Annotated in this window: 27 protein-coding genes and 2 pseudogenes; 16 read left to right on the top strand and 13 right to left on the bottom strand. The window is 72.1% G+C overall.

From position 1 onward, the window contains the following. Positions 1-232 (bottom strand): helix-turn-helix domain-containing protein (locus AB0447_RS31510; protein WP_366480278.1); only part of this gene is annotated, 232 nt, incomplete at its 3' end. 500 nt (positions 233-732) lie between these two features. Between AB0447_RS31510 and AB0447_RS31515 the strand changes: the two genes are divergently transcribed. Further along, positions 733-2,445, top strand: a complete 1,713-nt coding sequence (locus AB0447_RS31515) for a hypothetical protein (protein WP_366480279.1) — start codon at positions 733-735, stop codon at positions 2,443-2,445. A gap of 159 nt (positions 2,446-2,604) precedes the next feature. Then, on the top strand, positions 2,605-3,612 hold the full coding sequence (locus AB0447_RS31520) for a helix-turn-helix transcriptional regulator (protein ID WP_366480281.1): 1,008 nt from the start codon (positions 2,605-2,607) through the stop codon (positions 3,610-3,612). Between the two features lie 9 nt (positions 3,613-3,621). On the opposite strand, the gene AB0447_RS31525 is transcribed toward AB0447_RS31520, so the two are convergent. Beyond that, positions 3,622-3,969, bottom strand: a complete 348-nt coding sequence (locus tag AB0447_RS31525; RefSeq protein ID WP_366480282.1) for an alpha/beta hydrolase — start codon at positions 3,967-3,969, stop codon at positions 3,622-3,624. Positions 3,970-4,007: 38 nt separating this feature from the next. Between AB0447_RS31525 and AB0447_RS31530 the strand changes: the two are divergent. The 3 genes and pseudogenes from AB0447_RS31530 to AB0447_RS31540 all read left to right on the top strand — a co-directional run. Further along, positions 4,008-4,094: pseudogene (locus AB0447_RS31530) on the top strand (hypothetical protein); the annotation flags it as partial. Between the two features lie 135 nt (positions 4,095-4,229). Next, positions 4,230-4,640, top strand: a complete 411-nt coding sequence (locus tag AB0447_RS31535) for a Rid family hydrolase (protein ID WP_366480323.1) — start codon at positions 4,230-4,232, stop codon at positions 4,638-4,640. Between the two features lie 111 nt (positions 4,641-4,751). Beyond that, positions 4,752-6,452, top strand: a complete 1,701-nt coding sequence (locus AB0447_RS31540) for a transposase (RefSeq protein WP_366480324.1) — start codon at positions 4,752-4,754, stop codon at positions 6,450-6,452. 215 nt (positions 6,453-6,667) lie between these two features. On the opposite strand, the gene AB0447_RS31545 is transcribed toward AB0447_RS31540, so the two are convergent. From AB0447_RS31545 to AB0447_RS31555, 3 genes are all read right to left on the bottom strand, one after another. Beyond that, complete coding sequence (locus tag AB0447_RS31545) at positions 6,668-6,886, bottom strand: EF-hand domain-containing protein (protein ID WP_366480283.1); 219 nt, start codon at positions 6,884-6,886, stop codon at positions 6,668-6,670. Positions 6,887-7,662: 776 nt separating this feature from the next. Beyond that, positions 7,663-8,553 (bottom strand): DUF4232 domain-containing protein, encoded by an 891-nt coding sequence (locus AB0447_RS31550; protein WP_366480284.1) that lies wholly within the window; start codon positions 8,551-8,553, stop codon positions 7,663-7,665. 304 nt (positions 8,554-8,857) lie between these two features. Further along, a complete protein-coding gene (locus AB0447_RS31555; protein WP_366480285.1) occupies positions 8,858-9,061 on the bottom strand; it encodes a DUF6479 family protein in 204 nt (67 codons plus the stop codon). Positions 9,062-9,370: 309 nt separating this feature from the next. Here AB0447_RS31555 and AB0447_RS31560 point away from each other — a divergent pair, with 309 nt between their 5' ends. Continuing rightward, positions 9,371-9,952 (top strand): DNA starvation/stationary phase protection protein, encoded by a 582-nt coding sequence (locus AB0447_RS31560; protein ID WP_366480286.1) that lies wholly within the window; start codon positions 9,371-9,373, stop codon positions 9,950-9,952. Between the two features lie 178 nt (positions 9,953-10,130). Next, the gene (locus tag AB0447_RS31565) at positions 10,131-11,048 is read left to right on the top strand and encodes a SigB/SigF/SigG family RNA polymerase sigma factor (protein ID WP_366480287.1); all 918 of its coding nucleotides are present in this window, start codon (positions 10,131-10,133) and stop codon (positions 11,046-11,048) included. Positions 11,049-11,182: 134 nt separating this feature from the next. Here AB0447_RS31565 and AB0447_RS31570 read toward each other — a convergent pair whose 3' ends face one another. Next, positions 11,183-11,626 carry a CBS domain-containing protein gene (locus AB0447_RS31570; protein ID WP_366480288.1) on the bottom strand — a complete coding sequence of 148 codons (444 nt, stop codon included), beginning with the start codon at positions 11,624-11,626 and terminating at the stop codon, positions 11,183-11,185. 382 nt (positions 11,627-12,008) lie between these two features. Between AB0447_RS31570 and AB0447_RS31575 the strand changes: the two genes are divergently transcribed. Both AB0447_RS31575 and AB0447_RS31580 read left to right on the top strand, forming a co-directional pair. After that, positions 12,009-12,428: a subtilase-type protease inhibitor gene (locus AB0447_RS31575; protein WP_366480289.1), complete on the top strand. Its 420-nt coding sequence runs from the start codon at positions 12,009-12,011 to the stop codon at positions 12,426-12,428. A gap of 141 nt (positions 12,429-12,569) precedes the next feature. Next, positions 12,570-13,037, top strand: a complete 468-nt coding sequence (locus AB0447_RS31580; RefSeq protein ID WP_366480290.1) for a PPOX class F420-dependent oxidoreductase — start codon at positions 12,570-12,572, stop codon at positions 13,035-13,037. A gap of 90 nt (positions 13,038-13,127) precedes the next feature. Here AB0447_RS31580 and AB0447_RS31585 read toward each other — a convergent pair whose 3' ends face one another. Then, complete coding sequence (locus AB0447_RS31585; RefSeq protein ID WP_366480291.1) at positions 13,128-13,682, bottom strand: SMI1/KNR4 family protein; 555 nt, start codon at positions 13,680-13,682, stop codon at positions 13,128-13,130. Positions 13,683-13,954: 272 nt separating this feature from the next. Between AB0447_RS31585 and AB0447_RS31590 the strand changes: the two are divergent. From AB0447_RS31590 to AB0447_RS31615, 6 genes and pseudogenes are all read left to right on the top strand, one after another. Next, positions 13,955-14,027, top strand: a pseudogene (locus AB0447_RS31590). A gap of 73 nt (positions 14,028-14,100) precedes the next feature. Beyond that, the gene (locus AB0447_RS31595; RefSeq protein ID WP_366480292.1) at positions 14,101-15,237 is read left to right on the top strand and encodes a gala protein; all 1,137 of its coding nucleotides are present in this window, start codon (positions 14,101-14,103) and stop codon (positions 15,235-15,237) included. Further along, a complete protein-coding gene (locus AB0447_RS31600) occupies positions 15,234-16,922 on the top strand; it encodes an ankyrin repeat domain-containing protein (protein ID WP_366480293.1) in 1,689 nt (562 codons plus the stop codon). Before AB0447_RS31595 ends, AB0447_RS31600 begins: the two co-directional genes overlap by 4 nt. Then, the gene (locus AB0447_RS31605) at positions 16,919-18,118 is read left to right on the top strand and encodes an AAA family ATPase (protein WP_366480294.1); all 1,200 of its coding nucleotides are present in this window, start codon (positions 16,919-16,921) and stop codon (positions 18,116-18,118) included. The genes AB0447_RS31600 and AB0447_RS31605 overlap by 4 nt, the downstream gene beginning before the upstream one ends. A 63-nt stretch (positions 18,119-18,181) precedes the next feature. After that, entirely contained in the window at positions 18,182-19,366 is a 1,185-nt protein-coding gene (locus AB0447_RS31610; protein ID WP_366480295.1) for a VWA-like domain-containing protein, read from the top strand. A gap of 173 nt (positions 19,367-19,539) precedes the next feature. After that, the gene (locus AB0447_RS31615) at positions 19,540-21,000 is read left to right on the top strand and encodes an FG-GAP and VCBS repeat-containing protein (protein ID WP_366480296.1); all 1,461 of its coding nucleotides are present in this window, start codon (positions 19,540-19,542) and stop codon (positions 20,998-21,000) included. A gap of 4 nt (positions 21,001-21,004) precedes the next feature. On the opposite strand, the gene AB0447_RS31620 is transcribed toward AB0447_RS31615, so the two are convergent. The 4 genes from AB0447_RS31620 to AB0447_RS31635 all read right to left on the bottom strand — a co-directional run bounded on the left by AB0447_RS31620 (position 21,005) and on the right by AB0447_RS31635 (position 23,965). Then, complete coding sequence (locus AB0447_RS31620) at positions 21,005-21,616, bottom strand: Imm21 family immunity protein (RefSeq protein WP_366480297.1); 612 nt, start codon at positions 21,614-21,616, stop codon at positions 21,005-21,007. Positions 21,617-21,762: 146 nt separating this feature from the next. Continuing rightward, positions 21,763-22,695 carry an ABC transporter permease gene (locus AB0447_RS31625; RefSeq protein ID WP_366480298.1) on the bottom strand — a complete coding sequence of 311 codons (933 nt, stop codon included), beginning with the start codon at positions 22,693-22,695 and terminating at the stop codon, positions 21,763-21,765. Further along, positions 22,692-23,579: an ABC transporter ATP-binding protein gene (locus AB0447_RS31630; RefSeq protein ID WP_366480299.1), complete on the bottom strand. Its 888-nt coding sequence runs from the start codon at positions 23,577-23,579 to the stop codon at positions 22,692-22,694. Before AB0447_RS31630 ends, AB0447_RS31625 begins: the two co-directional genes overlap by 4 nt. Next, complete coding sequence (locus tag AB0447_RS31635) at positions 23,576-23,965, bottom strand: GntR family transcriptional regulator (protein WP_366480300.1); 390 nt, start codon at positions 23,963-23,965, stop codon at positions 23,576-23,578. Before AB0447_RS31635 ends, AB0447_RS31630 begins: the two co-directional genes overlap by 4 nt. Positions 23,966-24,302: 337 nt before the next feature. Here AB0447_RS31635 and AB0447_RS31640 point away from each other — a divergent pair, with 337 nt between their 5' ends. Continuing rightward, positions 24,303-25,358: a hypothetical protein gene (locus AB0447_RS31640; protein WP_366480301.1), complete on the top strand. Its 1,056-nt coding sequence runs from the start codon at positions 24,303-24,305 to the stop codon at positions 25,356-25,358. A 305-nt stretch (positions 25,359-25,663) separates the two neighbouring features. Here the strand turns inward: AB0447_RS31640 and AB0447_RS31645 are convergent, their stop codons facing one another. Both AB0447_RS31645 and AB0447_RS31650 read right to left on the bottom strand, forming a co-directional pair. Continuing rightward, positions 25,664-25,861 (bottom strand): hypothetical protein, encoded by a 198-nt coding sequence (locus AB0447_RS31645; protein ID WP_366480302.1) that lies wholly within the window; start codon positions 25,859-25,861, stop codon positions 25,664-25,666. 242 nt (positions 25,862-26,103) lie between these two features. After that, entirely contained in the window at positions 26,104-26,466 is a 363-nt protein-coding gene (locus tag AB0447_RS31650; RefSeq protein WP_366480303.1) for a hypothetical protein, read from the bottom strand. Positions 26,467-26,793 lie beyond the last annotated feature (327 nt).

Below are 26,793 nucleotides of genomic sequence, written 5' to 3' on the forward strand. Positions count from 1 at the left end.
GGGCCTCGGTGACGGTCGGGGAGTTCGCCGGACCCGCGGAGCGCAAGGCCTCCATGCCGCCCTCGCGCCAGGCACGGCGCCACCGCTCCACCGACCGCACACTCACCCGTAGATCCTTCGCGATCACCGCGGTTTCCTCACCCGCCGCGAACCTGCCGCCAGTCTGAAGCCGGATCCCCTCACGAAACGCCCGACGCTCAGCGGTCAGGCCCCCATCCTCCGGATACCTCACCTCACCGGCATACCGCAGGGATCATCAACCGTCACTACCCGACGACAACCCGAAAAGCCCAGTAGCTTGTCATCCCGGGTGGCCACCGCCCGGCCCTTCTCGAGGCGATTGACGCCGCATCGACTGCGTGGCGCTCGCGGTGGTCGGCGTGACGGAGGCGCGCCATGGCCGTGGTGTCGTGCCTTTGGCGCTCCGGTCACGGCGTGGTGCGGCGCTCCGGCCCAGGGGCGCGCCGGTCTGCATGGCATGGGCCTCGGTGGTGCGCCCGAAAGCGGGTGTCGCGGCGGCAGTTGGCGCGCGAAACGGCGCGTGGCGCGGGCGCGCCGCACCCCGCGGCCCTCCGCTGACTCGTAGTTCCACCGCCACGCCAACCAGGTTGGCGTGCTTGTGACTTGCGGGATGTGCCGATCCGCGCCGGTGACACTGATCGGCCACCGCGCGGGGTCCGGATCCGGTAGAACGCGCTGCCGCAGCGAGTTCCCCGACTGGAGAGGACCCCCATGCACCTGAGTCGTAGACACCACCGCCGGCGGAGCCCCGGCCGCGCCGCGGTGCGCGCCGCCGTGTGCGGACTGCTGCTGGCGCTCGCCGGTGTGCCCGGCCAGAGTCCGGCCGCGGCCGCGCCCGGCGGCGCCGCCGGATGCCGGCCGGCCGCGCAGACGTACGCGGACCGCACCGACGAGCGCGGCCACTGCCTGGCCGTCACGCTGCACCTGTCCGAGGCCCCCGTCCTCGGCGGTTCGGCGCGGCTCGACATCGAGGTGGGCACCGTCGGCGGCGACACGGACGTACGCCTGGACGTCCAGCTCCCCGCCGGTCTGGAATGGGTGACCGCGCCCGCCGGGCTCAGCACCTCCACGGCCGCTTCGCTCGTCCCCGTCCAGGGCGGCCTCGTGCACCGGGCCGAGGGCGCCGGCCGGGCGGGGCAGCAGCGCCCGTGGCGGCTCAGCGGCACCGTACGCGCGGTCGCCCAGGGGCCGGCCGGTATCCGCGCCACCGCCACCTCGGCAGCGGACCCGGCGGACACCGACGCGGGCAGCGTCTTCCTCACGGTCGGCGCACGCCAGTCGGTCTTCGGCATCCCGGTCGGGAGCGTCGGCGCCACGGCCCCGGCGGCCGCCGGCGCGAGCCGCGCCCGTCCGGGCCTCGTCCACCGCCCCGCCGAGCCGGCCCCCGGCCCGGCGGCGCCGGCGGCCGCGGCGGGTACGGCCTGTGCGACGGGCTCGTGGAACTACGTCGACCACGGTGGCGTCACCCGGGTCTCCGCCAACGCCCGGGTGGCCGTCTACGACGACGACGCCCGCGGCGCGGACGATCTCCTCGTCACCGGTGTCACGGGCGCCGACGGCGGCTTCACGCTCTGTTTCGGCAACGCGGACGAGGAGGGCGGCGGCCAGGACGTCTACGTCCAGTTCGCCACCGAGAACCAGCACTGGGTGATACGCAACGGCAAGTCCCGCCAGCCGTATCGTTTCGCCTCCCCGGTCCGGGCCAACGTACCCACCGGCTCCAACACCGGCATCGGTGCCTTCCAGCCGGCCGACGCGGCGCTGATGCGCGGGGTAGAGGCCTTCGACACGGTCAACACCGGCTGGGACTGGAAGCCCGGCAGCTGCTGGGACGCCCGGGACACCACCTGCCGCCGCGGCCTGGTCAACTGGGCGCCGGACTCCACCGACGGCACGTACTACTCGCTCCAGGGCAACGCCGTGCACCTCGCCGCCGAGGACCCCGACGCCCCCGTGCTCGTACTGCACGAGTTCGGCCACGCGATGATGGACGACGTCTACGAGGACGCCTTCCCCTCCTCCCCCAACTGCAGCCCGCACTACATCACCAAGACCAGCTCGGCGGGCTGCGCCTGGACCGAGGGCTTCGCCTCCTGGTTCGGCGTCGTGGCGCTCGGCGATCCCACCTTCCGCTGGCCCGGCGGGCGCACCCAGGACCTGGAGGGGCCGACCTGGGGCACCTCCGGCTGGGACAACGGCGATACGGTCGAGGGCCGGGTCCTCGGCGCGATGATCGACCTGTCCGATGCCGCGAACGAGCCCGGTGACACGTGCGCGGAGAACCCGGCGGGGCCGCTGTGGAGCACCTTCCTCGGCCATGTCTCCGGTACCTTCGGCCAGTTCTGGAGCCACCGCGCCGCCGACGGCCACGACGTGGGTGCGGGCGCCCTGTCCTGCCTGTACCACAACACGATCGACTACTGACCCGGGTCCGGGTCCTGGTCCGGGTCCTGGTCCTGGTCCTGGTCCTGGCCGATCCGGGCCCGGACCCGCGCCGAAACGGTCCCGCGCGGCCGCACCGCCCGGCCTTTTCTTCGGCCGGGGTGGTGCGGCCGCCCGCACCGCGTTGGTACCTTGCCGCCCATGGCGACGGGGGAAGTCGGCGAGGCGCTGCGAAGACTGGGCATCGGCGCCGGGGCGGTCCGGCTCTATCTGGCCCTGCTGGAGCTGGCGCCCGTACGACTGCCCGAGCTCGGCGCCGCCACCGGCCTGGACGAGTCCGAACTGGTCGCCTCGTACGAGGAGTTGGTCGAGGCGGGGCTGGGCAGCGCCGCAACCGGCGACGACGAGCCGGTCGCCCCGCTGCCGCCAGCCGCCGGCCTGCAGTTCCTCGGCCGCCTCCGGGCCGCCGAACTCGACGCCTCGTGCATCACCGTCGCCGGGGCCTTCGACACCTTCCGCCGCCGTCGGCCGCCCGCGTTCAAGAACGACCTGGTCGAGGTGGTCACGGGAGAGGACATCGGCCCGCGCCTGCGCCAGGCCTGGGCGGGTGCCTGCGGCCAGATCCGCCAGTTCGACTCCCCGCCGTACTTCCCGATCCCCACCGCCACCGACGAGGCCCTCGCCACCCTCGCCCGGGGCGTGACCCAGCGGGTGGTGTACTCCCGGGAGTCACTGGAGTACCCGGGCAACTTCAGCCGCAGCATCGAGCCGTGCATCGCCGCCGGCGAGCAGGCCAAGGTCGTGCACGCGGTCCCGGTGAAGCTGATCATCATCGACGACGCGTGCGCGCTGGTCTCCCTGTCGATCCACGAGGTCGACGTGCACCACACCCTGCTCATCGTCCGCCCCTGCGGGCTGTTCTCGGCGCTGGTGGCACTGTTCGAGCAGACCTGGCAGAGCGCGCTGCCGCTGTACGCCTCCCGCACACCGCCCCCGCGGGGTGCCGCCGTCCCACCGCAGCGCCCGCTGCCCGCCGACCGCCGCATGCTCACCCTCCTCGCGGGCGGGGTCTCGGACGAGGACATCGCACGCGAACTCGGCATCAGCCGCCGCACCCTGTTCCGCCGTGTGGAGGTCCTGATGGCCCGCCTGGGCGCCACGACCCGCTTCCAGCTCGCCCTCCAGGCCCAGCGCCGCGGCTGGCTGTGATCCCCGTACCTACCGCGGTGCGCGCCGGATGGGCAGCAGCGTCGGGACGGGCTCCCCGCCGAGGAAGTCGAGGATGATCCGGTTGACCCGCTCCGGCTTCTCCATGATGAGCGCGTGCGACGTTCCGGGTACGACGGCCAGCTCGGAGCCGGGGATCGCGCGGTACAGGGCGATCGTGTGCTCCAGCGTGACCAGGTCGTCGTCCCCGACGAGGACGAGTGCGGGCGCGCCGATACGGGCCAGGTCCTGCGGGGGGATGTCCGGCTGCGTACGGAACATGTCGGCACTCTTGCCCACGATGACGGGCCAGTGGTCGGCGCCGTCGGGTGACACGGCCTCGTACATCGCGCGGAACACCGCCAGTTCGCCTGCGGCAACTGTTCCCCTGGACCGGGATGGGCGGACTGCACTTCAGCCGCTGCACCGAACATCGGTGGACCTGGGACATCCCCTACATCCAGCCCGCCGCCGGAGGCACCTACTGGGTCTCGGGTCCTCTTCGAACCCAGTCGGTAGGCCCGGCAGCTACAGCTCAGGAGGCCTCAGGTTGCTGCGGAGTGCTTGCCGGTGGGGAAATTGCGGTGCGTGCCGGCACCACGCTAGGCAGACTCGCGGACATGACTGAGAAGATCACCCGCATCAACCCCGAGCAGCTACATGAGACGCCCGGCTACCACCACATCACGGTGGTAGAGGCAGGGCGTACGGCCTACCTGGCGGGACAGTGCCCGCTTGATCGGAACGGTGACCTCGTCGGTGCCGGTTCCCTCGAGATGCAGGTCGACCAGTTGGTCGCGAACGCGCTCACTGCCCTGGCCGCGGCGAGTGCCCAGCCGCAACACGTGGTGCGGTCAGTGATCTACGTGCGGAGCGACGAGAGGGACATGCTCGGAGCCGCATGGCGTCGGCTCACCGAGTCTGCCCTGGGGCCGGCGTTCACCACCGCCAGCACGCTCTTGGGCGTTGCCCAGCTGGGCTTTCCCGGACAGCTCGTCGAGGTGGATCTCACCGTGGCGCTGCCTGACTGACTCGAACGGCGTATCAACTGGGTAGCCCAGCTGGGCATTCGCCGGACGCGGGGCGGCTTCGTCTGATCAGGTGCTCCGACCGAGCTGCATGTGACCACGACGGCCGTGAGGGTGAGTCTGCTGCCTGATGCTGCTGTACGGGAAGCGTTCGCGGAAGCGTCACGCTTCCGGGACGAGTCGTACGCGTGTCTGACCGTGCGGGGTGATGATCTGTTCGAGCTGGCGGACGCGGTGCTGTGTGCTCCGGGTGCGGTGCACTCGGCGGTGGAGCTGACGTTGCTGCCCGAGCACCGGCGCGGGCATGGCGCTATGTACGACGGACTCCACCAGGGCCGGATCGACAGCGGCCGGCTGCGGTCGCTGCTGGCCGGCCTGCCGCTGCCCCGCTTCCCGGACGGGCGCCTGGTGCTGGCGGTAGACGTCTCGCCGTGGCTGCGGTCAGACGCGCCGTGTCCGCCGGACCGGCTGTTCTGCCACGTCTACGGCCGGGCCAAGACGGCTTCGCAGTTCATTCCGGGCTGGCCGTACTCGTTCGTCGCGGTGCTGGAGATGGGTGCCACGTCCTGGACACAGATTCTGGACGCGGTCAGGCTTGGCCCAGCCGACGATGCCACCGCGGTCACCGCCGCCCAGCTCCGCGAGGCCTGGGCAGCAGGGGGCCGTCCGGTGTCGTGCGGCGGCTACCTGACGGTGGTATCCATTCGGTGGGTCGTCCGTGGCCGCCGCCAACGGCTCCACCGGAGATCCGTCCTCGCGGTCGGGGCGGGCTCAGCGCTGCACGGATGCCGTGTCCGCCCCGCGCTCCCCGCAGTGCGGGCAGCGCTCGCGGCCGTCCCAAGCGGACCAGCCGAAGTCGGTCGGGGTGAGGGCGTGGCCCTCCAGCTCGTCGCGTACGGCCTCGCGGTAGGCCCAGACGGCGTCCAGGTAGGGGTGGTAGATGTCGTGGAAAGCGGGGGTCGAGATGCCGGCGCCCGCGGCGACCGCGTTTCGCAGGGCGCGGAGGCGTTCGAACATGGTCTGGCCCGTGCCCGCGATCCGAGCGCTCGCGTCGAGGAAGAGGCGCTCGCGCACCTCGTAGATGCGGGCGTCCGTCAGCGCTACGCGGCTTGCTTCCTCCAGGTCGGTCGCCCCGGCGCCGTTCTGCGCGAGGCGGCGCAGTTCGGTGTGGGCCGTGCCCGCCGCCGCGATGAACTCCGTGTAGACGTCCCGGCGGCGCGCCTGCAGGGCGCGGCGGTGTTCCTGACGTGTGCGCAGGCGGTCGGCCAGCACCGTGCCCGCTATCGCGATCAGACCGCCACCCAGCGTGGCGACCAGCGTTCCCCACTCCACCCCGTGTCCCCCAGTCCGTGTTCCGGGCAGACGCGCGCTCCGCGCCGCCCCATGCCGCAGATCATGCCCGACGGCCAGAGCCCGACCGTGCACACGCTCGGCGATCCCGTTCCCCGGCACGATCCCGCGTTCCCGTGTGGAGCGCGCCGAAGATCTCCTGAACGGGGCCCTGCCTGCCGTGAGCGGGGTCATCACTGCGGCCTGCAGCCGGCAGCCGGGCGTCTGCCTGAGGCTTGGAGCGCCGCCGTTGGCCGGGCGCCACCCTGCCCCCGGCACGGCTGCGGCCCACGTCCCCCGTGGCACCCGCCCCGGCCCGGTACCTGCCTCCCGCCGGGCACGCGCGCGAGCCCGGGACGGCGTCGGGCGCCCTGTCCGCGGCGCCGGTGCGTACGGGTCATGCTCGGCAATTCGTGGGAGCGGCCGGCGTCGACTCCAGGCCGCCGTCGGCGCTGCCTCCTTGCCCCGAACGGGAATAGGAGGTGACCAGCATGACCTTCGTCATCTTGGATTTCCGTGCCTGGTGCGGCTGTTGACTCTTCGTCGGATCCTTGCCCCGGTTCACCCCTCGGCGCTCCCGTTCTCCGCACGTGCGGACTGATGGCCCCTGAACCACGACCACGCCGCGCCCGCATCAGCCGTGTACGACGCATCCGGAACGGAGAAGAACGCGCCGCCGGCCACCCCCGAGGGCCGGCCGGCTACAGGGTGTGAACGCACTCCTGGAATTCCGGGAGGGATACCAAGCCGTCGCCGTCGACATCTGCCGCGCGGAAGAGTCGAAGGAGTTCTTCTGGGCTTGGACTCCGTCCCGTCAAGCGGGCGAGGGCGCCTCCGAACTCGTCCGCATTGAGGAGCCAGTCGTCGTCGGTGTCCCATTCGCTGAACTCGGCACGTAGTACTTCCGTGGAGATACGCATGCGGCGAGCGCCCCCTTGCTCTTTGATATTTCCGCTGCCCGCTGCAGCCGGCCACAAACGCCCTCGTCGCCCCTCGGGTGCGTGACCGGCCCGCGGCCGCACCGTCGTAGGGCAGTCCCGCCGTCTCGGCCGGCTCGGGTCTGGCTCAGCGCCCCGTCGCCCCCCAGCAGTGGTACCGGCTTCGAACTCGCCTGCTCAGGTGGCTCATGCGACGAGCAGAGCCCGGCACCGGCCGCAGACGGCGCCTTCGCCGAGGGGCGGCCTGCCGATTCCTGTGGGCGGTGAGCTGCTGCTCCTCCTGCACGTGGCATCGGCCTCGGGCGCGTACGGACCGCCGGGGTGGTAGAGCGGGCCGGTGATGCGCCGCCATTCCTCCCTTTCGGCGCGGCTGCCGGCGTCCGCAGCGGTGAGGTCGCCTGCGGCCTCCTCGGCAGTCCGCAGGGCACGCCGGCCGTCGACCCCTTCGGTGTCGGGCGGGGAACGAGCCTGCCCCCGGGCCACCCGCCTGAGGATGGGCGCCGCCCTCGACGACGCCGATACCGCAGGAGGCCTGACCAGCGGGGCCACGCCTGACCCACGGAAGCGTGCCGCCGCCCAGCAGAGCGGAGGATGCCCGATCCCGTGCGCTTCAGTGCGGGCGCCCTCGCCTTTCGGAACCGCCTACTGGCCGCCGGCCTGTGGTCGCCGGCCTGTGGTCGCCGACTCGCTCCCCCGGGTGGAGAAGGCATTCGCGGACACCGGCACCGTCGGGCTGCGCCGGCCACCACGCGCGAGGTTCAGGACACGAGCAGGGCCCTCTCGCTCCGGCCCCGGGTGTTCACGCACTCCAGGTGCGGGTTGGGGTCGCCTTCTCGTTCCGCGCACTTCCATGCCGTACCCGCGGCACGGACCGTGACGGGCAGGTCGCGGCCCGCGTCGAGGGCGCGGCCCAGTGCGGCGGTCACCGCGGTGGCGGTGGGGCAGGCGTCCGCGCCGTGCCGGCTCACCGCTACGACCTGGAGGCCGTGCCAACCCTGGCCGCAGCCCACTGGCCGGGGCGAGGCCGGGCGGTGGCCGGTGGGGTGGGCGGTGCTCGTGACGGCGGTGAGGGGTCCGACGTGGTTGCCCGGGTGCGTGGCGGCTTCCTGCCGGGTTACGGGTCCCCACCGCCAGGGGAGGGTGGCTTCGGCGCCGGTGCCCGGCAGGCGGACGCTCATCCGTACGGGGGTGATGGCCTGGGCCGGCTCCGCGGTCTCGCTGAGGAACACCACCTCGAAGGACGCGGCGCGGCCGGGCCCGAGGGTGAGGGGTGCCTCGGCGCGGCCGTCGGCGCGCAGGCTCTCGGTGTCCCGGCCCGCCGCGCGCAGGGTGACCTCGGGGTGCCCGGTCAGGACGCAGGGCCGGTTTCCCTGGTTGGTGACCCGCACCACCGCGGTTTCCTGTTGGCCGGACGGCCGGCCTTCCTTGGCGGCCCCGGAGGTGTCCCAGCTCATGTCGAGGTCCCTGCCCGGGCACACGGGTTGCGCGGTGGGGGCGGGCACGGGAGCTGCGGTGGCCTCCCCGACGGCCCCGGCCGACGCCGGGGCGGCCGACGCGAGGAGCGCGGCCAGGGCCACGGTGGTGCCGCAGAGGGCATGGGGGCGGCTGAGGCTAGCGCTGAAGCCACGACGGAGGCTGGTCTCACGCATGGATCTGACGCTCCTTCTCTGCGAGATGGGGAGGGAGGTCCGGGCCTCCGGCCTGTCCGCTCGGCCCGAACTCCTTCCACGCTACGGGCGGCTCGGTGAGGGGTCACATCGGCCGAACGGCCAGTCCAGGGGCTCCCGCTGCCCCCCGTTCAGGCCGACCGCGGACGAAGCCGACGGCACGGGGCGGGCAACCGTTCAGGGTTCCGGAGCGCCGGGGCCGCGAGGGGTTCGGCTGAGGACCTCGGCTGAGGACCTCGGCTGAGGGAAGTCGAAGCGGGGGCCGGCCCCGGCCAGACCCGGTCGCTCAGGGGCCTTCGTCCGGGGTTCGCCAGGAGTCGCGCCGGTGGCTGCCCGGTCCGGGCGGTGTGGCGGAGGACGAGCGGCGGCGGGCAACGCGGCGGCTGCCCCACCAGACGGCGCCCAGCAGTACCGCGACGACGGCAACGCCGACCAGGATCAGCAGCAGCGAGGGTGTGGCCTGGGCGGAGAGGGGGATGGAGAGAATCATTCCCCTCGCCTGCCCTCCTATCGGACGCGCATGCAGCTGCTGCCCCGCAGCAGATCGGTCGGTCCCCGCCGCACCTCACCGCGGGGGCGAACGGCGCGATCGGGGCAGTCGCCGGCCATGAGCTCTGTCGCACTCAGGCACCCGGAGCCGTCAAGCGGCTGATCAGCGGCGAGGTGACGTTCCATGGCACTCCCCCGCGTTTCCCAGGCTCCACCGTCGGTGCTCTTTCATCGAGGGGGTGTGCCCGTCGCGGCGCGGGGCAGGCGAATCTTCGAACGCCGTCCATCTCGATGATCAGGAGACGACCTCATGACCCGGTCCGAGCAGGCCGCCGCCCCGTACACCGTCCCCGGCATGCACCGGCAGGATGCCGAGCGCGTGACGGACATCCTCCAGGCCCGGCTGCACGCCCTGAACGACCTCGCCCTGACCCTCAAGCACGTCCATTGGAACGTGGTGGGCCCGCACTTCATCGCCCTCCACGAGATGCTGGACCCGCAGGTGGACGCGGTACGCGAGATGACCGACACCACCGCCGAGCGCATAGCGACCCTGGGCGGCGTACCGATCGGCACGCCGGGCGCGATCGCCGCCGGACGCAGCTGGGACGACTACGGCGTGGGCCGCGCGGACGCGGTCGCGCACCTGGGCGCACTCGACCTGGTCTACAGCGGGGTGATCGAGGACCACCGGGCCGCCATGAAAGCCACCGACGAGCTCGACCTGGTCACCCAGGACATGCTCGTCGGGCAGCTGGCCCGGCTGGAGCAGTTCCAATGGTTCGTCCGAGCCCACCTGGAGAGCGGCGGCGGCCGGTTGAGCACCGAGGGAGCCCACACGCTGGCGGAGGCGGCCGAGCAGGCCGCCCGCGGCGCCGAGGGCCGGCGGTGATCCGCCCGATCCCAGCGGTGGCAGCGCTTTGAATCCACCGGTCGGGGCGGGATCCGGCGACCACCCGAAGGTGTGACCCGCGTCACACCTTCGGGATTGCGGGTCGAAAGCCCGTGTACGGACGCGATTCATGGGCAGGCGATGGTTCGATCATCCGTCTCTGTGAGGAAGGGTCTCCATGTCTCGCTCAGCCGCAGCCGCCGGTCTCATCCGCCGGAGCAGTCGGGGCGTGGTCCCCGCCGCCGGCGCACCCGCCGAGCCGTCCGGGGACCTGCCGCACATCACCGACGCCCGGGACGTGGCTCCCTCCGACGCACGGGAACTGTCCAGACTGTTCCTCGTGCGGTTGCGGTCCCTGGAGGAAGGGACGCGCGAGTACCAGTACGTCCGCGGCACGCTGATCGAGATGAACGTGTCCCTGGTGCGATTCGCCGCCGGCCGCTTCAGGGCCCACGCAGGTGCTTCAGGGGTCGAGATGGAGGACATCGTCCAGGTCGGCACCATCGGGCTCATCAAGGCCATCGACCGTTTCGACCCCGACCGCGAGGTCGAGTTCGCGACCCTCGCGGTCCCCTACATCACTGGGGAGATCAAGCGGTACTTCCGTGACACCACCTGGGCGGTACATGTTCCGCGGCGCCTCCAGGAGCTCCGGACCGAGCTCGGCAGGAGCCGGGAGGTGTTGACGGACGCACTGGGTCGGGCGCCGACCGTGAAGGAACTCGCGAAGCACCTCGGACTCACCGAGGACGAGGTCGTCGAGGGCCTGCTGGCGGCCAACGGCCACACCAGCGACTCGCTGGACGTCCCGAAGGACGGCGAAGAGCAGTCCTCTCCCACCACCCGGAGCCGATCGCTGGCCGACGTCGTCGGCGATGTCGACCCGGCCATGGAACTGTTCGAGGAGTTCCACACCCTCGCGCCCCTGCTGGCCGAACTCGACGAACGCGACCGGCTGATCCTGCGTATGCGCTTCGGGGAGGAGAAGACCCAGTCCGAGATCGGCGCAGCGCTCGGCATCTCCCAGATGCAGGTGTCCCGCCTGCTGTCGCGGATCCTCGCCCAACTGCGCGCGGGAATGCTGGGCCGGCAGTAGCAGGGCCGTGCCACGGTTCGGGTGCCGCTCCTGGGTCGGATGCCTGTCAGGAACGGCACCGGACGAGGAGGGGCGTCAGGGCGTCAGGGCGTCAGCTACGTGGCTGACGCGTTCAAGGCGACGTCCCGTCTCCTTCACTCCGCCGGGTGCCGGCCTCCGGTGTCGGGCTCGGCCGCCGCGATGGCCGCGAGGGCAGACCCGGGATCCCGTTCGACCTCGAGGTCGCCCAAGGTGACGACGCCGACGAGTTCGCCGTCCTCGGTTTGCACGGGCAGGCGCCGCAGGGCGTGTCTGCGCATGAGAGTGATGGCCTGATCAACGTCGTCGCCCAGCTTGACGGTTATCGGTTCGGTGCTGCAAATCGCCTGCACCGTCGTGTCGGCAGGATCCCTCCCCTCCGCCATGGCGCGTATGACGAGGTCCCGGTCGGTGAGGATGCCGCACAGCCGCCCCTCGTCGACGACCAGGACATCCCCGATGTCGGCGTCCCGCATCACCCGTGCGGCCTTCGCCAGCGAGGTCAGCTTTTCGACGGTCACAGGGTTCCCGGTCATTACCTCGTGGACTCTTCGGGTCATGACTCCTCCCACTGCTGGAAGCGGTCCCGCCGGGCGCCTGCCCGCCACGGCGTGGGGTAAGCCCGTGGCCCCGAAGGCAGCGGCAGAATCCGGTCACCCTGAATGGCCGTTCGATGAACCGCGCTCGACCGACAGCAGCTCAACGGCCCCATGCGGCCGTCACGCGGGGTGCCGATCCCCCGTCGGGGCGTGATCGCGTACGGCCTAACCCCCGCCTGAGCTGCCGGAACGGCCATCCGGCCCCCGGTAATCGAACGTGCTGTCCGTAATTCGGTCATCGATGTGCGCACGGCCTTCACATCCGACAGACTCAGCCCGTGTCCTGCCGACATAGCGCAGGCAACTGCCGCTTTCATCCTTCGAATTGAAAGAGAGTTCTGTCGTGCGTCACCGCATCGCTGCCGTCTCCGCCGCCGCCCTCCTGGCCCTGGCCGGCGCCACCGGCCTCGCGCAGGCCCAGCCGACCAGCCTGTACGCCCCCTCCGCGGTGGTCCTCGCCGTGGCCCAGGGCGAGGACGAGGCCACCGTCGTACGGGCGTCCACCCTCAGCTGCGCACCGACCGCGCAGGGAACGCACCCCGACCCCGACGCCGCCTGTGCCGCCCTTGCCGCCACCGCCGGCACGCTCGACGCGCTCCTGGCCGCTCCGGACCCGAACCGGGCCTGTCCGATGCACTACGACCCGGTCACCGTCACCGTGGACGGCGTTTGGCAGGGCAGCCGCATCTCCTGGAAGCACACCTTCTCCAACGCATGTGCCATGTCCGCGACGCTCAACGGAAACGCCGCCTTCGCGTTCTGATCGCCCCGGCCGGGCCCTCATGCCTCCGCCCGCACCGGGCGGAGGCGGACGCTCGCGGACACGGGCGCGGCGCGAACGCGACTTCCGCCATGATCTCGGAGACCGCGGAATTCCCGCACCCCTAAGGGAGTTGGCGATGTCATGACACAAAAACCTGCCCCTCGCGCCCTGTCCGACCAAGCCCTCTCGACCCTGCTGGCCAATCAGCAGTTCGGCACCCTAGCCACCAACAAGCGCAGCGGTCATCCGCATCTGACCACGATGCTCTACCAGTGGTCCCCTGACACGCGTGTCCTTCGATTCTCCACGACCGCTGACCGCATCAAGGTCAAGCACCTGCGCCGCGACCCCCGCGCGGCCTTGCACGTGTCAGGGGGTGACGTGTGGTCGTTCGCCGTCGCCGAGGGCGAGGCGGAGGTATCCGAGGTGACGACCGTCCCGGGTGACGCCGTCGGGCGAGAACTGCTTGCGATGATCCCGCAGGCTGCGAGGCCGAGCGAACCGAGCGACGAAGACGCCTTTCTGAAGGAGTTGGTTGCCGAGCGCCGGGTCGTCATACGATTGAAGGTGCAACGGTTGTACGGCACGGCGCTCGACATCACCGGCTGACGCCGGTCGCCTCAGCGCCGGCCTCGGGAACCGCACCGGCAACAGCAGGGCGGGCCCATGGTGCACACGCGGCCCCGGGGGGCCATGGCATCATCGGCCGGTCCGGGCCGCGTAGTGGGGCCAGGGCGCCATCTCCTCTTCCTCATCTCCCGCATTGCAGTACCACGCCGAACCGTCCAGCCATGCGCGCAACCACCCGGCGAAGCCGGGGGCATCGACGTACCAGGCGAACTCCGGTATTGCGGCATTGGGTTCGAAGAGCAGCACGGCCGCATCGCCGTCGCGGCAATCGACGCACGCGAGCATGTAGCAGCCCCAGTCGACGATGGGCAGCACACCCTCCGGCCAGTCCCAGCCGTCCTCCGCCTGGCCGTCCGACCGCCGGGCCAGGTAGCTGGAGACGGCAGACGGGCCTCGGCCGGTGTCGTCGAGCAGCGGGAACAGGCCGCCCTCGGGGCCGAATCCGCCGTCGGCGACACGGGTGTACAGACTGACCAGCAGAGGGGGCAGCGTGAACCCCAGGGCTGCCTCGGCCCGTGCGACCTCTTCGGCAGTCGCGGGAGCGCGCAGGGAGGAGCCTTCAAAGGGCAGGGCCAGGGGCGCCTTCGCGGCCACGTCGTGCAGCAGCTGTTCGATGTCGGTCATGGGCAGAGTATCGACGACGCCACTGACACGGCCCGGGCTCCGCTCCCTGCCCCAACAAGCGACGTGGGCGTCGGTGGGCTCGGCTACTGACGCAGTCGACGGTCTTGTGTACGGTGCCGATCGCGACACCGACTCCGGCGGCGATCTCGCGGATCAAGCGCCTGGGCTTGGGCTGGCTGCCCGCCGGTCGAGAAGGCTACGCAACGAACCTCCGGACGTGATCAAACTGGTGATCGATTTCCGGCCGCCGGGTGGGTATGATCCTCGGCAGCAAGGCCGTAGCGCAGAGGTCGTCGCGCCCACGCATCGAGCTGGAGGACGTCGGTTCGAATCCGACCGGTCTTGCGTCTACTTCTGCAGTTCTCGTCTCAAGTCGTGATGGACGCCGGGCACCGGCGAAGAAACCGGTGGAGTGGTGATGACACAGCCGACAGCCGTACGGTGCCCCGCGATCGAGCACCCCGACCTGCCGCCGGCCGACCCGGCCGGCCTCGACCCGCTGCTCGCCCGGCTCGCCGCGGACCGGCCCGTCGAAACCGACGAGACCTTCCCGCTCGGCACCCTGCGCGCCGACGGCCGCGTCGACCTCTGCAAGCAGGGACTCGGCCCGGCCGGCGCGGCCCGGCTGCTGCCGGCCGCGGCCGCCTCCGCCCACGCCGACCACCTGCTCCTCGGCACCAACGCCATCGGCGACGCGGGCGCCCGCACCCTGGCCGAGGTCCTCACCGGCGGCCACGGGCTGCACACCCTCTACCTCGGCTGCAACCGGATCGGCCCCGACGGGGTGAGCGCCCTCGCCGACGCCCTCGCCGACGACACCACCGTCCGCGCCCTCTGGCTCAAGCGCAACCCGCTCTTCGGGGACGGCGCCCGCACCCTGGCCGCACTGCTGCGCCGCAACACCGCCCTGCGCACCCTCGACCTGGTCAACACCGGGATCGGCGCCGACGGCGTACGCCTCCTGCTCGACGCCCTGCTGGACCGCGGACAGCCCCTGGAACGGCTCTTCCTCGGCGGCAACGGCCTCGGCCCCGACGCCGCCCCGCTGCTCGCCGCCCTGATCCGGGAGGCCGGGGTGCGCGAGCTGTACGTCCCGGCCAACCACCTCGGCGACCAGGGCGCCGCAACCCTCGCCTCCGCCGCGGCCGCCTCCGCGCACCCGGTCCGCCTCGGGCTCGGCGGCAACGGCATCGGTGCCGCCGGCGCCCGTTCCCTGGCCGCGTCCCTTGGCGGCATCGAAGCCCTGGACCTCGGCCGGACCATGTCCGAGCGCAGCCTCGGAGCCCCCGGCAACGACTGCGGCGACGAAGGGGCGTACGCCCTGGCCGCCGCCCTCCCCGGGAGCCCCCTGCGCCGCCTGGAGCTGCGGCACACCGGCCTCACCGGACGCGGCGCGAAGAGCCTGCTCGCCGCCATGCCCGCCGGCAGCCCTCTGGAGTACGTGGGCCTGGGCCCCGGCCTGCCCCGCCGCGTGAAGCGCTCCTTCACCGAACGGCTCCGCCCCGCCCGGGCCGCCCACCCGGACCTGCGCGCCATCGGCAGCGTGTACCGGTGAGCGTGGAGAACGCCGAACTGTCCGGCGGCTTCCGGCCGGAGGACGGCCCGGCATGGCAGCGGATCCGCCGCTACGCCGTGCCCGGCTGGATGATCGAGCAGGCCACCGCGCACCGGCTGGCCGGTGACTGGCGGGCGGCCTGCGCGGCCGCCGCCGTGGACGTCGGCTTCGAGCTGTCCGAGCTCGAGGCCCGCTACGGCGCCGCCGTCGCGGAGGCCGTGGCGGAGGACTTGCGGCACCTCGCCCCGGACCTGGTGCGCTGGCACCTGCCGCGGCTCCTGGGCGGCCGCACCACCATCTCCCCCGAACTGCGGATCCTGCTCGCCTCGTACGGCGGCCACGGCGGTCCGACCCTGTCGGTCACCACGCCCCTCATGACCGAAGGCTCGCAGCGGCTGCGCCTGCACTGCGCGCCGGTCGTCACCAAGAAGAGGAACCTGTACGCGGGGCGCGGCTTCGTCTCGGAGGACTGGACCGCGGTCCGGCCGTTCTGGGACGCCCGGTGCGCGTCCGAGCTGGGCTCCCGCTTCGCCGACCCGGACGGCCTCGCCGAGCGGATCGCCCGGCTGCGGGCCCGAGAGGACGTGGTCGGGGCGTACCAGGCTGCGGGCATCGCGTGTGACCTGACCGCCCCCACCCCGCAGCGCTACCAGCGCCCGGTGGACCCGAAGGCCCTGCTCGAACGGATACCGATCGACCTCACCCGGCTCGCGCCGGAGGTGGGGCGGCTCGTGGCGGCCGGAGCGGGCGACCGGTACCGGATCGCGGCCGACTGGCGCTCCCACCTCCTGCTGGAACACGCCGGTCCCGACGGGCTCCGGGCCCGGATCATCGAGCAGGACGAGGCACGCGCCGTCCCGCTGCTACCGCGGTACGCCTGGCAGCGCCTCCCCGATCCCGAACTGGTACGGACCGGCCGGATCACCCCGCGCGAGCTGCACCCGCTGGTGGCCGCCGCGCTGTTCCCCGGTGTCGGACCCGTCGTGGGTCCGCCCGGCCCCGACACGGGCAGGCCGGTACGGGTGCGCTGCCGCGGCGGGTGGCACGAGGTGCGCTCGCGAGGCGGTGCACTCGACGTGCCGCACACCCCCGAGGAGCAGCAACGGGAGCGCGCCATGCGGGCGTTCGGCGGCGCGGTCTCGGGGTGCTTCGCCGTGCAGCAGGCCTGGACCACGGGCGAGGGGCGGCTGCCGCGTGCCCTCCAGGCCCAGCGGCACGAGCTCTTCCTGCGCGTCCAGCACGGCGACACCCCCGGTGTGGTGGCGCTGCTTGACGCGGGCGTTGACCCCCGGATCCGGGACGCCCGCGGCCGCGGCCTGCTGCACGCACTCCACCTGCTCGACCACGAGGTGCTGCTGCCCCGGCTGTTGGCGGCCGGACTCGACCTGGAGGCGCGGGACAAGGCCGAGCGGACCCCGCTGCTGTCCGCGGTGCACTGGGGCGGTTCGGCGGACCTGGTCAGGGCCCTGCTGGCAGCCGGCTCCCGGATCGACGTCATCGACGAGATGGAACTGTCGCTGTCCCAGGAGATCCGCCGCTACCAGCGCACCGACCTCGCCTTCCTGCGGGACCGCGTGGACGAGGAGTTCCCCGACATCGGCGCCGACTGGTTCGACGAGCACATGGAGGACCGCGAGGACGACGAAGACCACGAGGACGACGAGGACGAGGGCGACGACGCATGAGTGCAACCCAGCCGCAGCCCGCCCGGGCGCTGGCCGCCGCCGACGCCCTGGGTGCGCGGCTGAGCGCCACCCGCACCGAGCCCGCCACCAACCCCCAACTGGAGGCGCTGGCCCTGGCCGTGACGGCCAATCAGCCGGTCCTCCTGTGGGGTGAGCCGGGCATCGGCAAGTCCGCCGGCATGGAGCAGCTCGCCACCGCGCTCGGCGTACGGCTGGAGACCGTCATCGCCAGCGTCCACGAGCCCTCCGACTTCGCCGGGCTGCCCATCGTCGGCGAGGACCCGGCCACCACGGGTGTCCCGATGGCCCCGCCGGACTGGGCGGTACGCCTCGCCCGCACCGGCCACGGTCTGCTGTTCTTCGACGAGCTGTCCTCCGCCCCGCCGGCCGTGCAGGCGGCCCTGCTGCGCGTGGTCCTGGAACGCCGGGTCGGCAGCCTCGAACTCCCGGCGGCGGTAAGGATCGTCGCCGCGGCCAATCCGCCCGCCAGCGCCGCGGACGGCTGGCACCTCAGCCCGCCGCTGGCCAACCGCTTCGTCCACCTCGACTGGACGCACAACCCGCGCACCGTGGCCCGCGGCATGGCCGGCACCTGGCCCGAGGTGGCGATCCCGGCCGTCGATCCCGCCAAGGCCTCCGGGTCGGTCGCCCGGGCCCGCGGCGCCGTCTCCGGTTTCCTCACCGCCCGGCCGGGCCTGGTCCACCACATGCCGGCCGAGGCGGCCGGACGGGGCCGCGGCTGGCCCTCCCCTCGTACCTGGGAGATGGCCCTGCGGCTGCTGGCCACCGGGTACGCGGCCTCGACGGGCCGGGAGGCCCTGGCCGCCGCACTCACCGGCGCCGTGGGCGAAGCCGCCGGGATCGAACTGCTCTCGTACCTCGAACACCTCGACCTGCCCGACCCGGACCGGGTGCTGGCCGACCCGGACGCCTTCGCCCTGCCCGAGCGCGGCGACCGGCAGCTCGCCTTCCTCATCGCCGTGGTCGCGGCCGTGCAGAGCGAACTCACCCGACCCCGCTGGGAGGCCGGCTGGGCGGTCCTCGCCAAAGCCGTGGACGCGGGCGTGCCCGATGTCGCCGCCCGCGCCGCCGCGGACCTCGCCGCGATGCGCGACCTCGACTGGCCGGTGCCCGCCGGCATCGACGCCTTCGTGGAACTGCTCCAGCTGTCCGGCTCCCTGCCGGGCGGCCACTGAGCCCGGCCCCGCCGTACGCCCGGACCTGGACCTGGACCTGGACCTGGACCTACACCTGGTGGATTGGACTTGGACTTGGACCGCGCGAAGCTGCTGGCAGCCCGCTACAAGGCCGCCGAGGCCCGCCCGTACCTCGCCTCCGCGCTGTACGCCCTGACCGTGGTCCCCTCGGCCGGGGTGCGCACCATGGGCGTCGACCGGCACTGGCGCTGCTACGTCTCGCCCGCCTTCGTCGAGGCGACCCCGGTCGTCGAGCTGGCCGGGGTGTGGATCCACGAGGTGGCGCACCTGCTGCGCGACCACCACGGCCGGGCCGAGCGCCTGCCCGCCGCCGACCAGCGCGATCCGGTCCGGGTCAACATCGCCCAGGACTGCGAGATCAACGACGACCTGCTCGCCGACGGGCTGGCGCTGCCCGAGGGACGGATGGAGCCCAGGCTCTACGGGCTGCCCACGGGCGGCCTGTTCGAGACCTACCTGCCGGCGATACCCCGCTCTCCCCACGGGCCGGACTGCGGCTCCGGCGCGCACGGCACCCCCGCACCCTGGGAGCTGGGCGAGGACGGCGGCCCCGCCCGGGTCGGCCCGGTGGAGGCGGAGGCGCTGCGCCGGCAGACCGCCCAGGCCGTACGGGCCCACCAGCGCACCCGGGGCCGGGTCCCCGAGGGCTGGGCCCGGTGGGCCGAGGGGCTGCTGGAGCCCTCCGTCGACTGGCGCCAAGCCCTGTCGGGAGCGGTCCGCGAGGCCGCCGCGTGGGCGGCCGGCGCGGTGGACTACACGTACCGCCGCCCCTCGCGCCGCACTCCCGCGCTCGGCGGCCGCGTGGTGCTGCCCAGCCTGCGCAGGCCGCTGCCGCGGGTCGCCGTCGTCATCGACACCTCGGGATCGATGGGGCCCGACGACCTCGCGGCCGCGCTGGCCGAAGTCACCGGCGTCCTGCGGGAGGTGGGCGTCGGCGGCAACCGGGTCGCCGTCCTCGCCTGCGATGCCGACGTACACGCCGTGACCCGGGTGCGCAGCGCCGGCGAGGTGACCCTGGCCGGCGGCGGGGGCACGGACATGCGGGTCGGCATCAGCGCAGCCCTGGCCCTGCCCGACCGGCCGAACGTCGTGATCGTGCTGACCGACGGGTACACGCCGTGGCCGGACGAGACACCGTCCTGCCGGCTGATCGCCGCGCTGGTCGGGGAGGACCCGCCCGCGCCCCCGGCCTGGGTGGAGACCGTACGCGTCGACCTCGCCACGTGAGCGGCGTTCTGGCCGGGACCGTGCGTCGTGGCTCGCCGGCCAATTCGATCGGTGTGGCGGGAGCGGAGGCGAGGGCGCCGGGCTCAAAGCGGCGCGGAAATCCGTACAACCGTTCCAGTGCGCGAGCGGTCTTGGGGGCGTATATCCGAACGAATTTCCAGGGGGAAACGAACGTGCGACGCCACGTCCGTCACGCCATCGCGCTCGTCGCGACGGCCACTACACTCACCGGAGGCCTGTTGGCCTCCACCGGCACCCCGGCCGAGGCGGCCACCGCAGGTCCCGCGCCCAGCCGGTACTCCGACGACTTCAACGGCGACGGCTACCACGACCTGGCCATCGGCTCCCCGGACGCCGGGGTGAAGGTCACGGGCGCGGACGGGGCCACCACGACGCTGGGGAGCGCGGGCTACGTCACCGTCTCGTACGGCGGCAAGTACGGTGCCCAGAAGACCGGCCTGAAGGTTGTTACCCAGAACAGCCCCGGAGTGCCGGGCGACGCGGCGCAGGGCCGGCGGTTCGGGGAGGTCCTCACCAGCGGCGACTTCAACGCCGATGGCTACGCGGACCTCGCCGTGGGCACGGGGGACGAGCAGGTCGCTCTGATCTGGGGCAGCGCCACCGGGCTGAAGGGCGGCACCGCGGTGGCCGACCCGTTGGACAGGCCCGGCTACGGCGTGGTCCTGAAGGCCGGTGACTTCACCGGTGACGGGAAGACCGACCTCGTCGTCGGCTACTCCACCTCTCTCCGGCTTTTCCGGGGCCCCTTCAAGGCGGACGGTTCGCCCGTCTCGACGCAGCAGTTGGACCTCGGCCGCGACTACCCCGTCTTCGGTCCGCAGGAGGCGCAGAACCGGATCGCGGTGGGCCGGATCAACAAGGGTGCCATCGACGACCTCGTCGTCCTCGGTGAGAAGACCCAGTTGGGCGAACGGATGCGGGGCCGGGTGCTCCTCGGCGGTGCCTCCGGACTGCGCTTCACCCCGGTCACCATCCGCGGCGGCAACAGCATCGCCATCGCGGACTTCGACAAGGACGGTTACGGAGACATCGCGGTGGGCGACGCGGAGAACCAGATCGACACCGAGTATGCCGCGGGCCTGGTGCGGGTCAACTACGGCTCCTCCACCGGCGTGGACGAGAACCGCAGCGTGCGGACGTTCACCGAGGACTCCGCCGGCATCCCCGGCAGCGTGGAACGGACCGACCGCTTCGGCTCCTCCGTCGCCGCGGCCGACCTCAACCTGGACGGCTACCCCGAGCTGATCGTCGGCGCCCCCGGTGAGCGGAAGGCCACGTGCGAGCACTGCTACATCAGCGGTGGCGGCTTCTACGTGCTGAAGAGCTCGTCCAAGGGGGTCACCGGCATCGGCTCCGCGTTCTACGCCTACAACGCGCCCGGCCTGCCCCGCCCCGCCGGCACGTACCGCATCCCGTGGCATCTCAAGACCACGGACCTCAACAACGACAAGCAGCCCGAGATCACCATCCCGGTCCGGGCAGGCGCGGGGGAGGTCTGGTCGGTCGGCACGAAGGACGGCAAGGTTGCCGGGACCTCGCCCACCGTCGTCGTCAAGCCGCCGGTCGACCCCCAGGTCGGCACCGGCTACGAGTTCGGCGTACTCGCCCGCTGACAGGTCACCGACTGCTGAACCAAACCCCTGGGCCGGCGCCCCGCTGCGCCGGGCCGCCGGCCACACGGGGCACGACAACCGCTGCGCCCCCGGCTCCGTCGCGTGGGTACGAGCTGGCAGCAGCCTGACCGGTTGCGATCCCGAGATGTCCGATCTCCTGCCCGAGTGAGTCTCCGTCAAGGGGCAGGAGTTGGACCAGCCCCACCGAGGTGTCGTCGTTTGGGGAAGCGTGGACGGCGCGGACTGTCCAGCGGCCTGGTCGAATCGGGACGGGGGCCTGCTCCGGCAGTCCTCCCCCGTCGGGGTACTCGACGGCCAATTCTGCTCCGTCGGTGACGGAGTCCATGAGCACCGCCGGGCCGTCCGTCTCCCAGACACCGCACTTCTCCCACTGGGTGGTGGGGTCGGCGAGTACAGCCTTGGCTGCGGCGATCAGGTCGGCCTCGGAGTCGGCGCCGAGCCACCGGACGAAGGCTTGGTGTTCCGGCAGGTAGCAGGTGGTGGCGGGTTCGTCTGCCAGGACAAGTCCCTGAACCTGCACCGGCAGGTTCAGAAGCAAGCAGTCGACGGCCCGCCACCCTCTGGGTGGCGGGCCGTCCTCATGCACCGGCTTCATTTCTCGTGGACATTCCCCGCCCAGAGATCAGCAACTGCCGCCCAACGGAGGCCAAGGAGCCGTGACAGGGGCTGCCCGGCTCCGGCCGATGCGGCCGGTGCGGCCGCCGGGGCCGTCAGGAGCCGACGTCCGTCAGAAGTCCCTGTTCAGCCGCGGCGGACGCGCACGAGCCGGAAGGCGGCGTAGAGAACAGCGGCGGTCAGGGCCAGGACGAGGGACGTTTCGATGAGCTGCGTCGGCCAGTAGTGCGAGGCCGGGTGGAACTCCGCGTACTGGGCGGTGACGTTCATGTCGGCGGGGCAGACGCTCAGGTTCTGGCTCCGCTCGAAGCAGGCGTACTCGGGCAGGCGCTCACCGGAGGCGGTAAGGAGTCCCGAGTCCCTCATCAAGGCTGAGTGGGGAATGAGTTTCGCCGGGTTTCCGGGGAAGGGCATGGTGTTGGTCACCGTGGAAAGGAACGACCACCGCACGGCGCCGAGGGCCAGCATCGTGAGGCCGGTGAGGAGGGCGGTGACCGCCATGGCTGCGAGGGTGCGCCGGACCAGCTGGCCGACGAGGGCTCCGAGGGCCACGCCGAGCAGGCAGTATCCGATGAGCACCGGGCCGGTGGCCTCATACGATCCGCGGTCGGCCCAGTGGAGCTGGTAGGTGCCGGACACCCGGACCCAGCCGAGGCGGTACACCCCGGCCAGCGCCGCCGAGCCGAGTGCCGACACCATCGCGGCCACGAGGACCTTCGCGCCGAGCCAGGCCTTCGGGGTGGACGACTGGGTGAGGGCGAGCTGCCAGGTGCCGCTCTCCAGCTCGCGGGCGGTCATCGGGCCGGCTACGAAAGCCCCCACCAGCAACGGCAGGAACAGCAGGCCCGTGCCCGCGTACTCCATGAAGAGCCTCAGCAGGTCGTACCCGTCGCTCGCGGACGGGGTGGGCACCCGCTCGGAGTAGGGGTCGGCGGCCCACGAGCGCAGGGCGACCACCGCGACCAGGCCGGCAGCCACCAGGGCAGGCACCGCCCACAGGGCGCGCCGGTGCTGGCGGACCGTGACCCAGTACGGGCCCTTCAGCGTCAGCGCGCTCATGCCTGCACCCCCGCGGTGGCGAGGGAGCCTTCGGCGGCGAACGGCGGGGCGTCGGGGGAACGCAGATGGGCGAGCAAGAGCTCCTCCAGGGACGGGTGCGTCGTCTGCCAGGTGCGACTGTCGACGGAGCCCCGCAGCCGCACGAGTGCGGTGAGCTGGCGGCCCGTCGTACGGGTCTCGACGACGGTGTGCGGAGCGAGTTCGGCGGAGGCGGCGACGGGGCCGGTGAGCAACCGGTGGGCCGCATTGACCTCGTCGATGGGGCCGGAGAGGCGGATCCGGCCGCCGTCGGCGAGGAGGAGGTAATCGCAGGCGCTCTCCAGCTCGGTGAGGATGTGTGAGGACATCACCACCGAGGTGCCGTTCTCGGCGGCGTCGGCCATCAGCGTGCCCATGAGCTGGTGCCGGGCGAGCGGATCGAGGTCGGCCATCGGTTCATCCAGGAGGAGCAGGCCGGGGCGCTTGCCGAGGGCCAGGGCCAGGGCAACCCGGGTGCGCTGGCCGCCGGAGAGGCTACGGACCTTGGCGTGCGGGTCGAGTCCCCCGGCCTCGACGATCCGCAGCGCCGTCTTCGCGTCCCAGCGGCCCGGGTTGAGCTCGTGGCCCATGCGCAGGGTCTCGCCGATGGTGAGTTGCGGGTAGAGGGGTTTGTCCTGGCCCACGTATGCCAGCGTCTCGCGCGGCACCGTGCGAAGGGTGCCCTCCGTGGGATGCGCGAGTCCTGCCGCAAGGGTCAACAGGGATGATTTCCCTGCCCCATTGGGACCGACCAGCGCACACACCCGGCCCCTGGACAGCCGGAAGGAGCAGTCGCGCAGCGCCCAGCCTCCCCGGCGTCCGTAGCGCAGGCCGAGGCCTTCCGCCTCGATCGCGGTTTCCGTCATGCGTCGCCGTCCCTCTCGAAATATTGTTCCAGTACGGATGTGAAGAGCGCGGCCACGTCGTCCCGTTCCAGCCCGGCGCCCCGGGCCCGTTGAGCCCAGTCGGCGAGTTCGTCGCGCAGCGGAGAGTCAGCCGGGGCGCTGCCCAGGGACTTCCGGATGAAGGTGCCCAGGCCCCGCTTCGCCTCGACGAGCCCATCGCGTTCCAGCTCGCGATATGCCTTGAGGACGGTGTTCGGGTTGATGGCGGTGGCCTCCACGACCTCGCGCGCGGTCGGCAATTTGTCACCGGGCTCCAACAAGCCCAGGCGGAGAGCCTGTTTGGTCTGCTGGACGATCTGCAGGTACGTGGCGATGCCGCTGCGCCGGTCGATGCGGTATTCCAGCACGACAACACCACCCTTTCACTAGGTAAGTAGTGAAAGGGTGGTGCAGAGGTGGGGCTCCTGTCAACCGATGAGGGCGTGTAGCTTCCCCCTCCGAACAACGTCCCGGCGCTGGTGAACGCCTACACCAGCCCGCCGAAGGGGCTACTCGCGACCTGCAGTTGGCATTCGCCGAGGCGGCCCTGCACGCCCCGGACGTCACCCACCGCCACCGCCACCGCCACCGCCACCGCCACCCAGCGTGACGGATTCGCCTCGGCTACGCCTTTCAGCAGGCCGCACAACCGGCCTCGCGCACCCCGCCGGAACGCTCCGGCCCGCAATGCGGAACGATGATCACATGATCGAACAACAGGGCAACATCGAAGAGGAATCCATCGCGGATCTCGCCCGGCGACTCGTCGCGGCGGACCCTGGCGGCTGGACGCCGGACGGAGTGCGGGCCCTGGTGGCCGAGCTCGGCTGGGCCTGGAACGGGACGGCACACGATCCCGTCCTGACGGGCCGTTCCTCGGGTGACGCCCGCCTGCGCCCGGTCGGCGAGTTCGAAGAGCGTTACGTCGACGGCGAGTCGTACGTGGAGCTCGCGGTCCCACTGGCGACCGCCCCAGCGGACGCCGCGGCGCAGGCCGCCGCCTTCCACGCCGCCCGGCAGGAAGTGACCGCGGCGCTGGGCAAACCGTCCGTCATGGGTTCGCACGGCGACATGGGCCCCTTCTACGACAGCGGGCCGATCTGGGGCGCGCCGTTCATGCGCTGGCGTAACAGGCCGAACATGCTGGAACTGCGTGCGGGGAAGACGGGCCCGGAGCTGGTTCTGCAGCCCACCGACCCGGCGGAGAACTGGTTCTGGCGCCAGGGCATCGGCGAGGAGCACTCGATCAGCGGCTTCTTCGGCAGCAATCGCGACCGGGCCAACGCCGGCCTCGGCTTCCCCGGCGGCTGGACTGCCCGTAGCTGGGAGACCGTCACCCGGTCGCTGGGCGACTTCCTGGGAGCGCTGCCCGCCGAGACCACCGCTCTCGGCATCAGCATCGGGATGCCGTTCTACGGGCGCACGGACCGCGGCGAACCCATCTTGTTCGACGTGACGTGCGGCGAACGGCTGTCGATCGGCTGCTTCGCCCCGGATGACATCGATCCGGCCGCACTCGGCTGGGGCACGGTTGCCGAGCACCCGGGCACTGCATCGGTCTTCAGCGACGACGATCCTGTGTGGCGCGTGGACGGGGGCGGTCCCGGCGAACCGAAGGGCAGTGCCCTCGCAGAGCTGCTCGTGGCTACGGCCAAGGCGGTGGGGGTGAGCGAGCCGACCGACCTGATCGTCGGCGGCGAGGCCGAGTACGTGGACGGCTACTACGTCACCTACTACGGACTGGGCCTGCGGACCGGCTGACCGTCCCCCCGGCCCCTGTCCGGGGCGCAGCAGGACCGTGCGGCCGACCGCACGCAGCCGGCCTGCGGTGTCGGGCGGGCGAGGGCGAGAGTCGGGGTGGCCAAGGGCGCCGGTAATCGCGCCGAGCCGGCGCCGGCGCCGGCGCAGCACGGCTACCAGGTCACCGGCTAGGCCACGGTCGACGGAAGCGCGGTCACACGAGCACGGGCGGCGTTTTCAGGACCTGTCGGAAGGCGTGGCAGAACCCGGCCGGGTGATTACGGGCCCCGGCCGGGCTCTGCGTGCGTGGGCGAGCGGCGCGCGAGTCAGAGCTCCTCGTCGTGCAGGTCCTCTTCGCGCAACAGGTCGTCATCGCGGCGGCGCGAGGTCTCTTTCTGTCCCTTCTTCTGCCCCTGTTCACGGGACTTGCCCGGCTGGGGGTGCGCGGGGTCTCCGGGGCGGTGATGTTCCTGCTGCTCACGGCCCTTGCCCGGCTCCTGGCGCTTGTCCTGCATACCGCCCATGACGGCGACTCCTTTGACGCGGGGTACAGAATCCTCGCCCTCACGCTCACACGAACAGTCACAATCTGCACCATTTCGACCTCGGATCGTGGCACAAGGGTGAAGGCTGTGTGCCCCAGGGTGGCTGTCATCGCACGACGCGTTCTGCGGCTGGTGCGGAGTATGGGCGCCACCCAGCCGACTTCCGCCGCCGGGAGCCCTCCCCCACGCTGGAACGCGCGCCGCACGAGAACCGCACCGACCTAACGGCCGCTCCAGGCGAACTTCCCCGGGCGAACCTCCATGCGGTACTGAACTTCCTGCACAGCGGCTCGGGCTTCCTGCCAGCAGCTGTACAGGGTGGCCTCGCGCTGGCTGGCTCGCCCGTTCATGATCCGGCCCCGCGTCTCATGCATCCGGTCGGTGCTCAGGTTCGCGGCCCACTCGACGTACTCCTCCAGGGTCTGGCCCTCCTCGCGGGCCGCGGCCTGCAAGGCTTCCTTGTACTGGGGGAGGATGTTGTCTATGCGCTCCATGCGCACCCGCCACCGGAAGAGCTCCCCGGTGCTCATTCGCTCGACGGTCCAGCCGTCACCATCGTCGTCCCTGCGCTTGAACAGTGGCATGTGTGCCCCCTCCTCGGCGGCAGCACCCTGCTGCCGCCCACTCCGCCGGCCTGAGCCTCCGACCACCAGGTACTACCCCGTACACGGTGAAGGGCTCCTCCAGCCGCCGGCGGCGATCGCGGCAGGGCGGGCGAGGAGCTCTTCATGTCTGACAAATAATCACCGGGCATGGGCGCGGTGCTCGGCACAATGTTCTTGCAGTGCTGACGTCGGCCGGCGATTCTGGGCCGATGCCAGGACAGGGGAAGAGGAAGCGGCGGCAAGAGGCCGGGAGGCAGCGGCTGGCTGCTCGCACCGCGCCGGACGCGGGACAGTGGGAAGTGATCC

Source organism: Streptomyces sp. NPDC051211, from assembly GCF_040689505.1.
Taxonomy (GTDB): domain Bacteria; phylum Actinomycetota; class Actinomycetes; order Streptomycetales; family Streptomycetaceae; genus Streptomyces.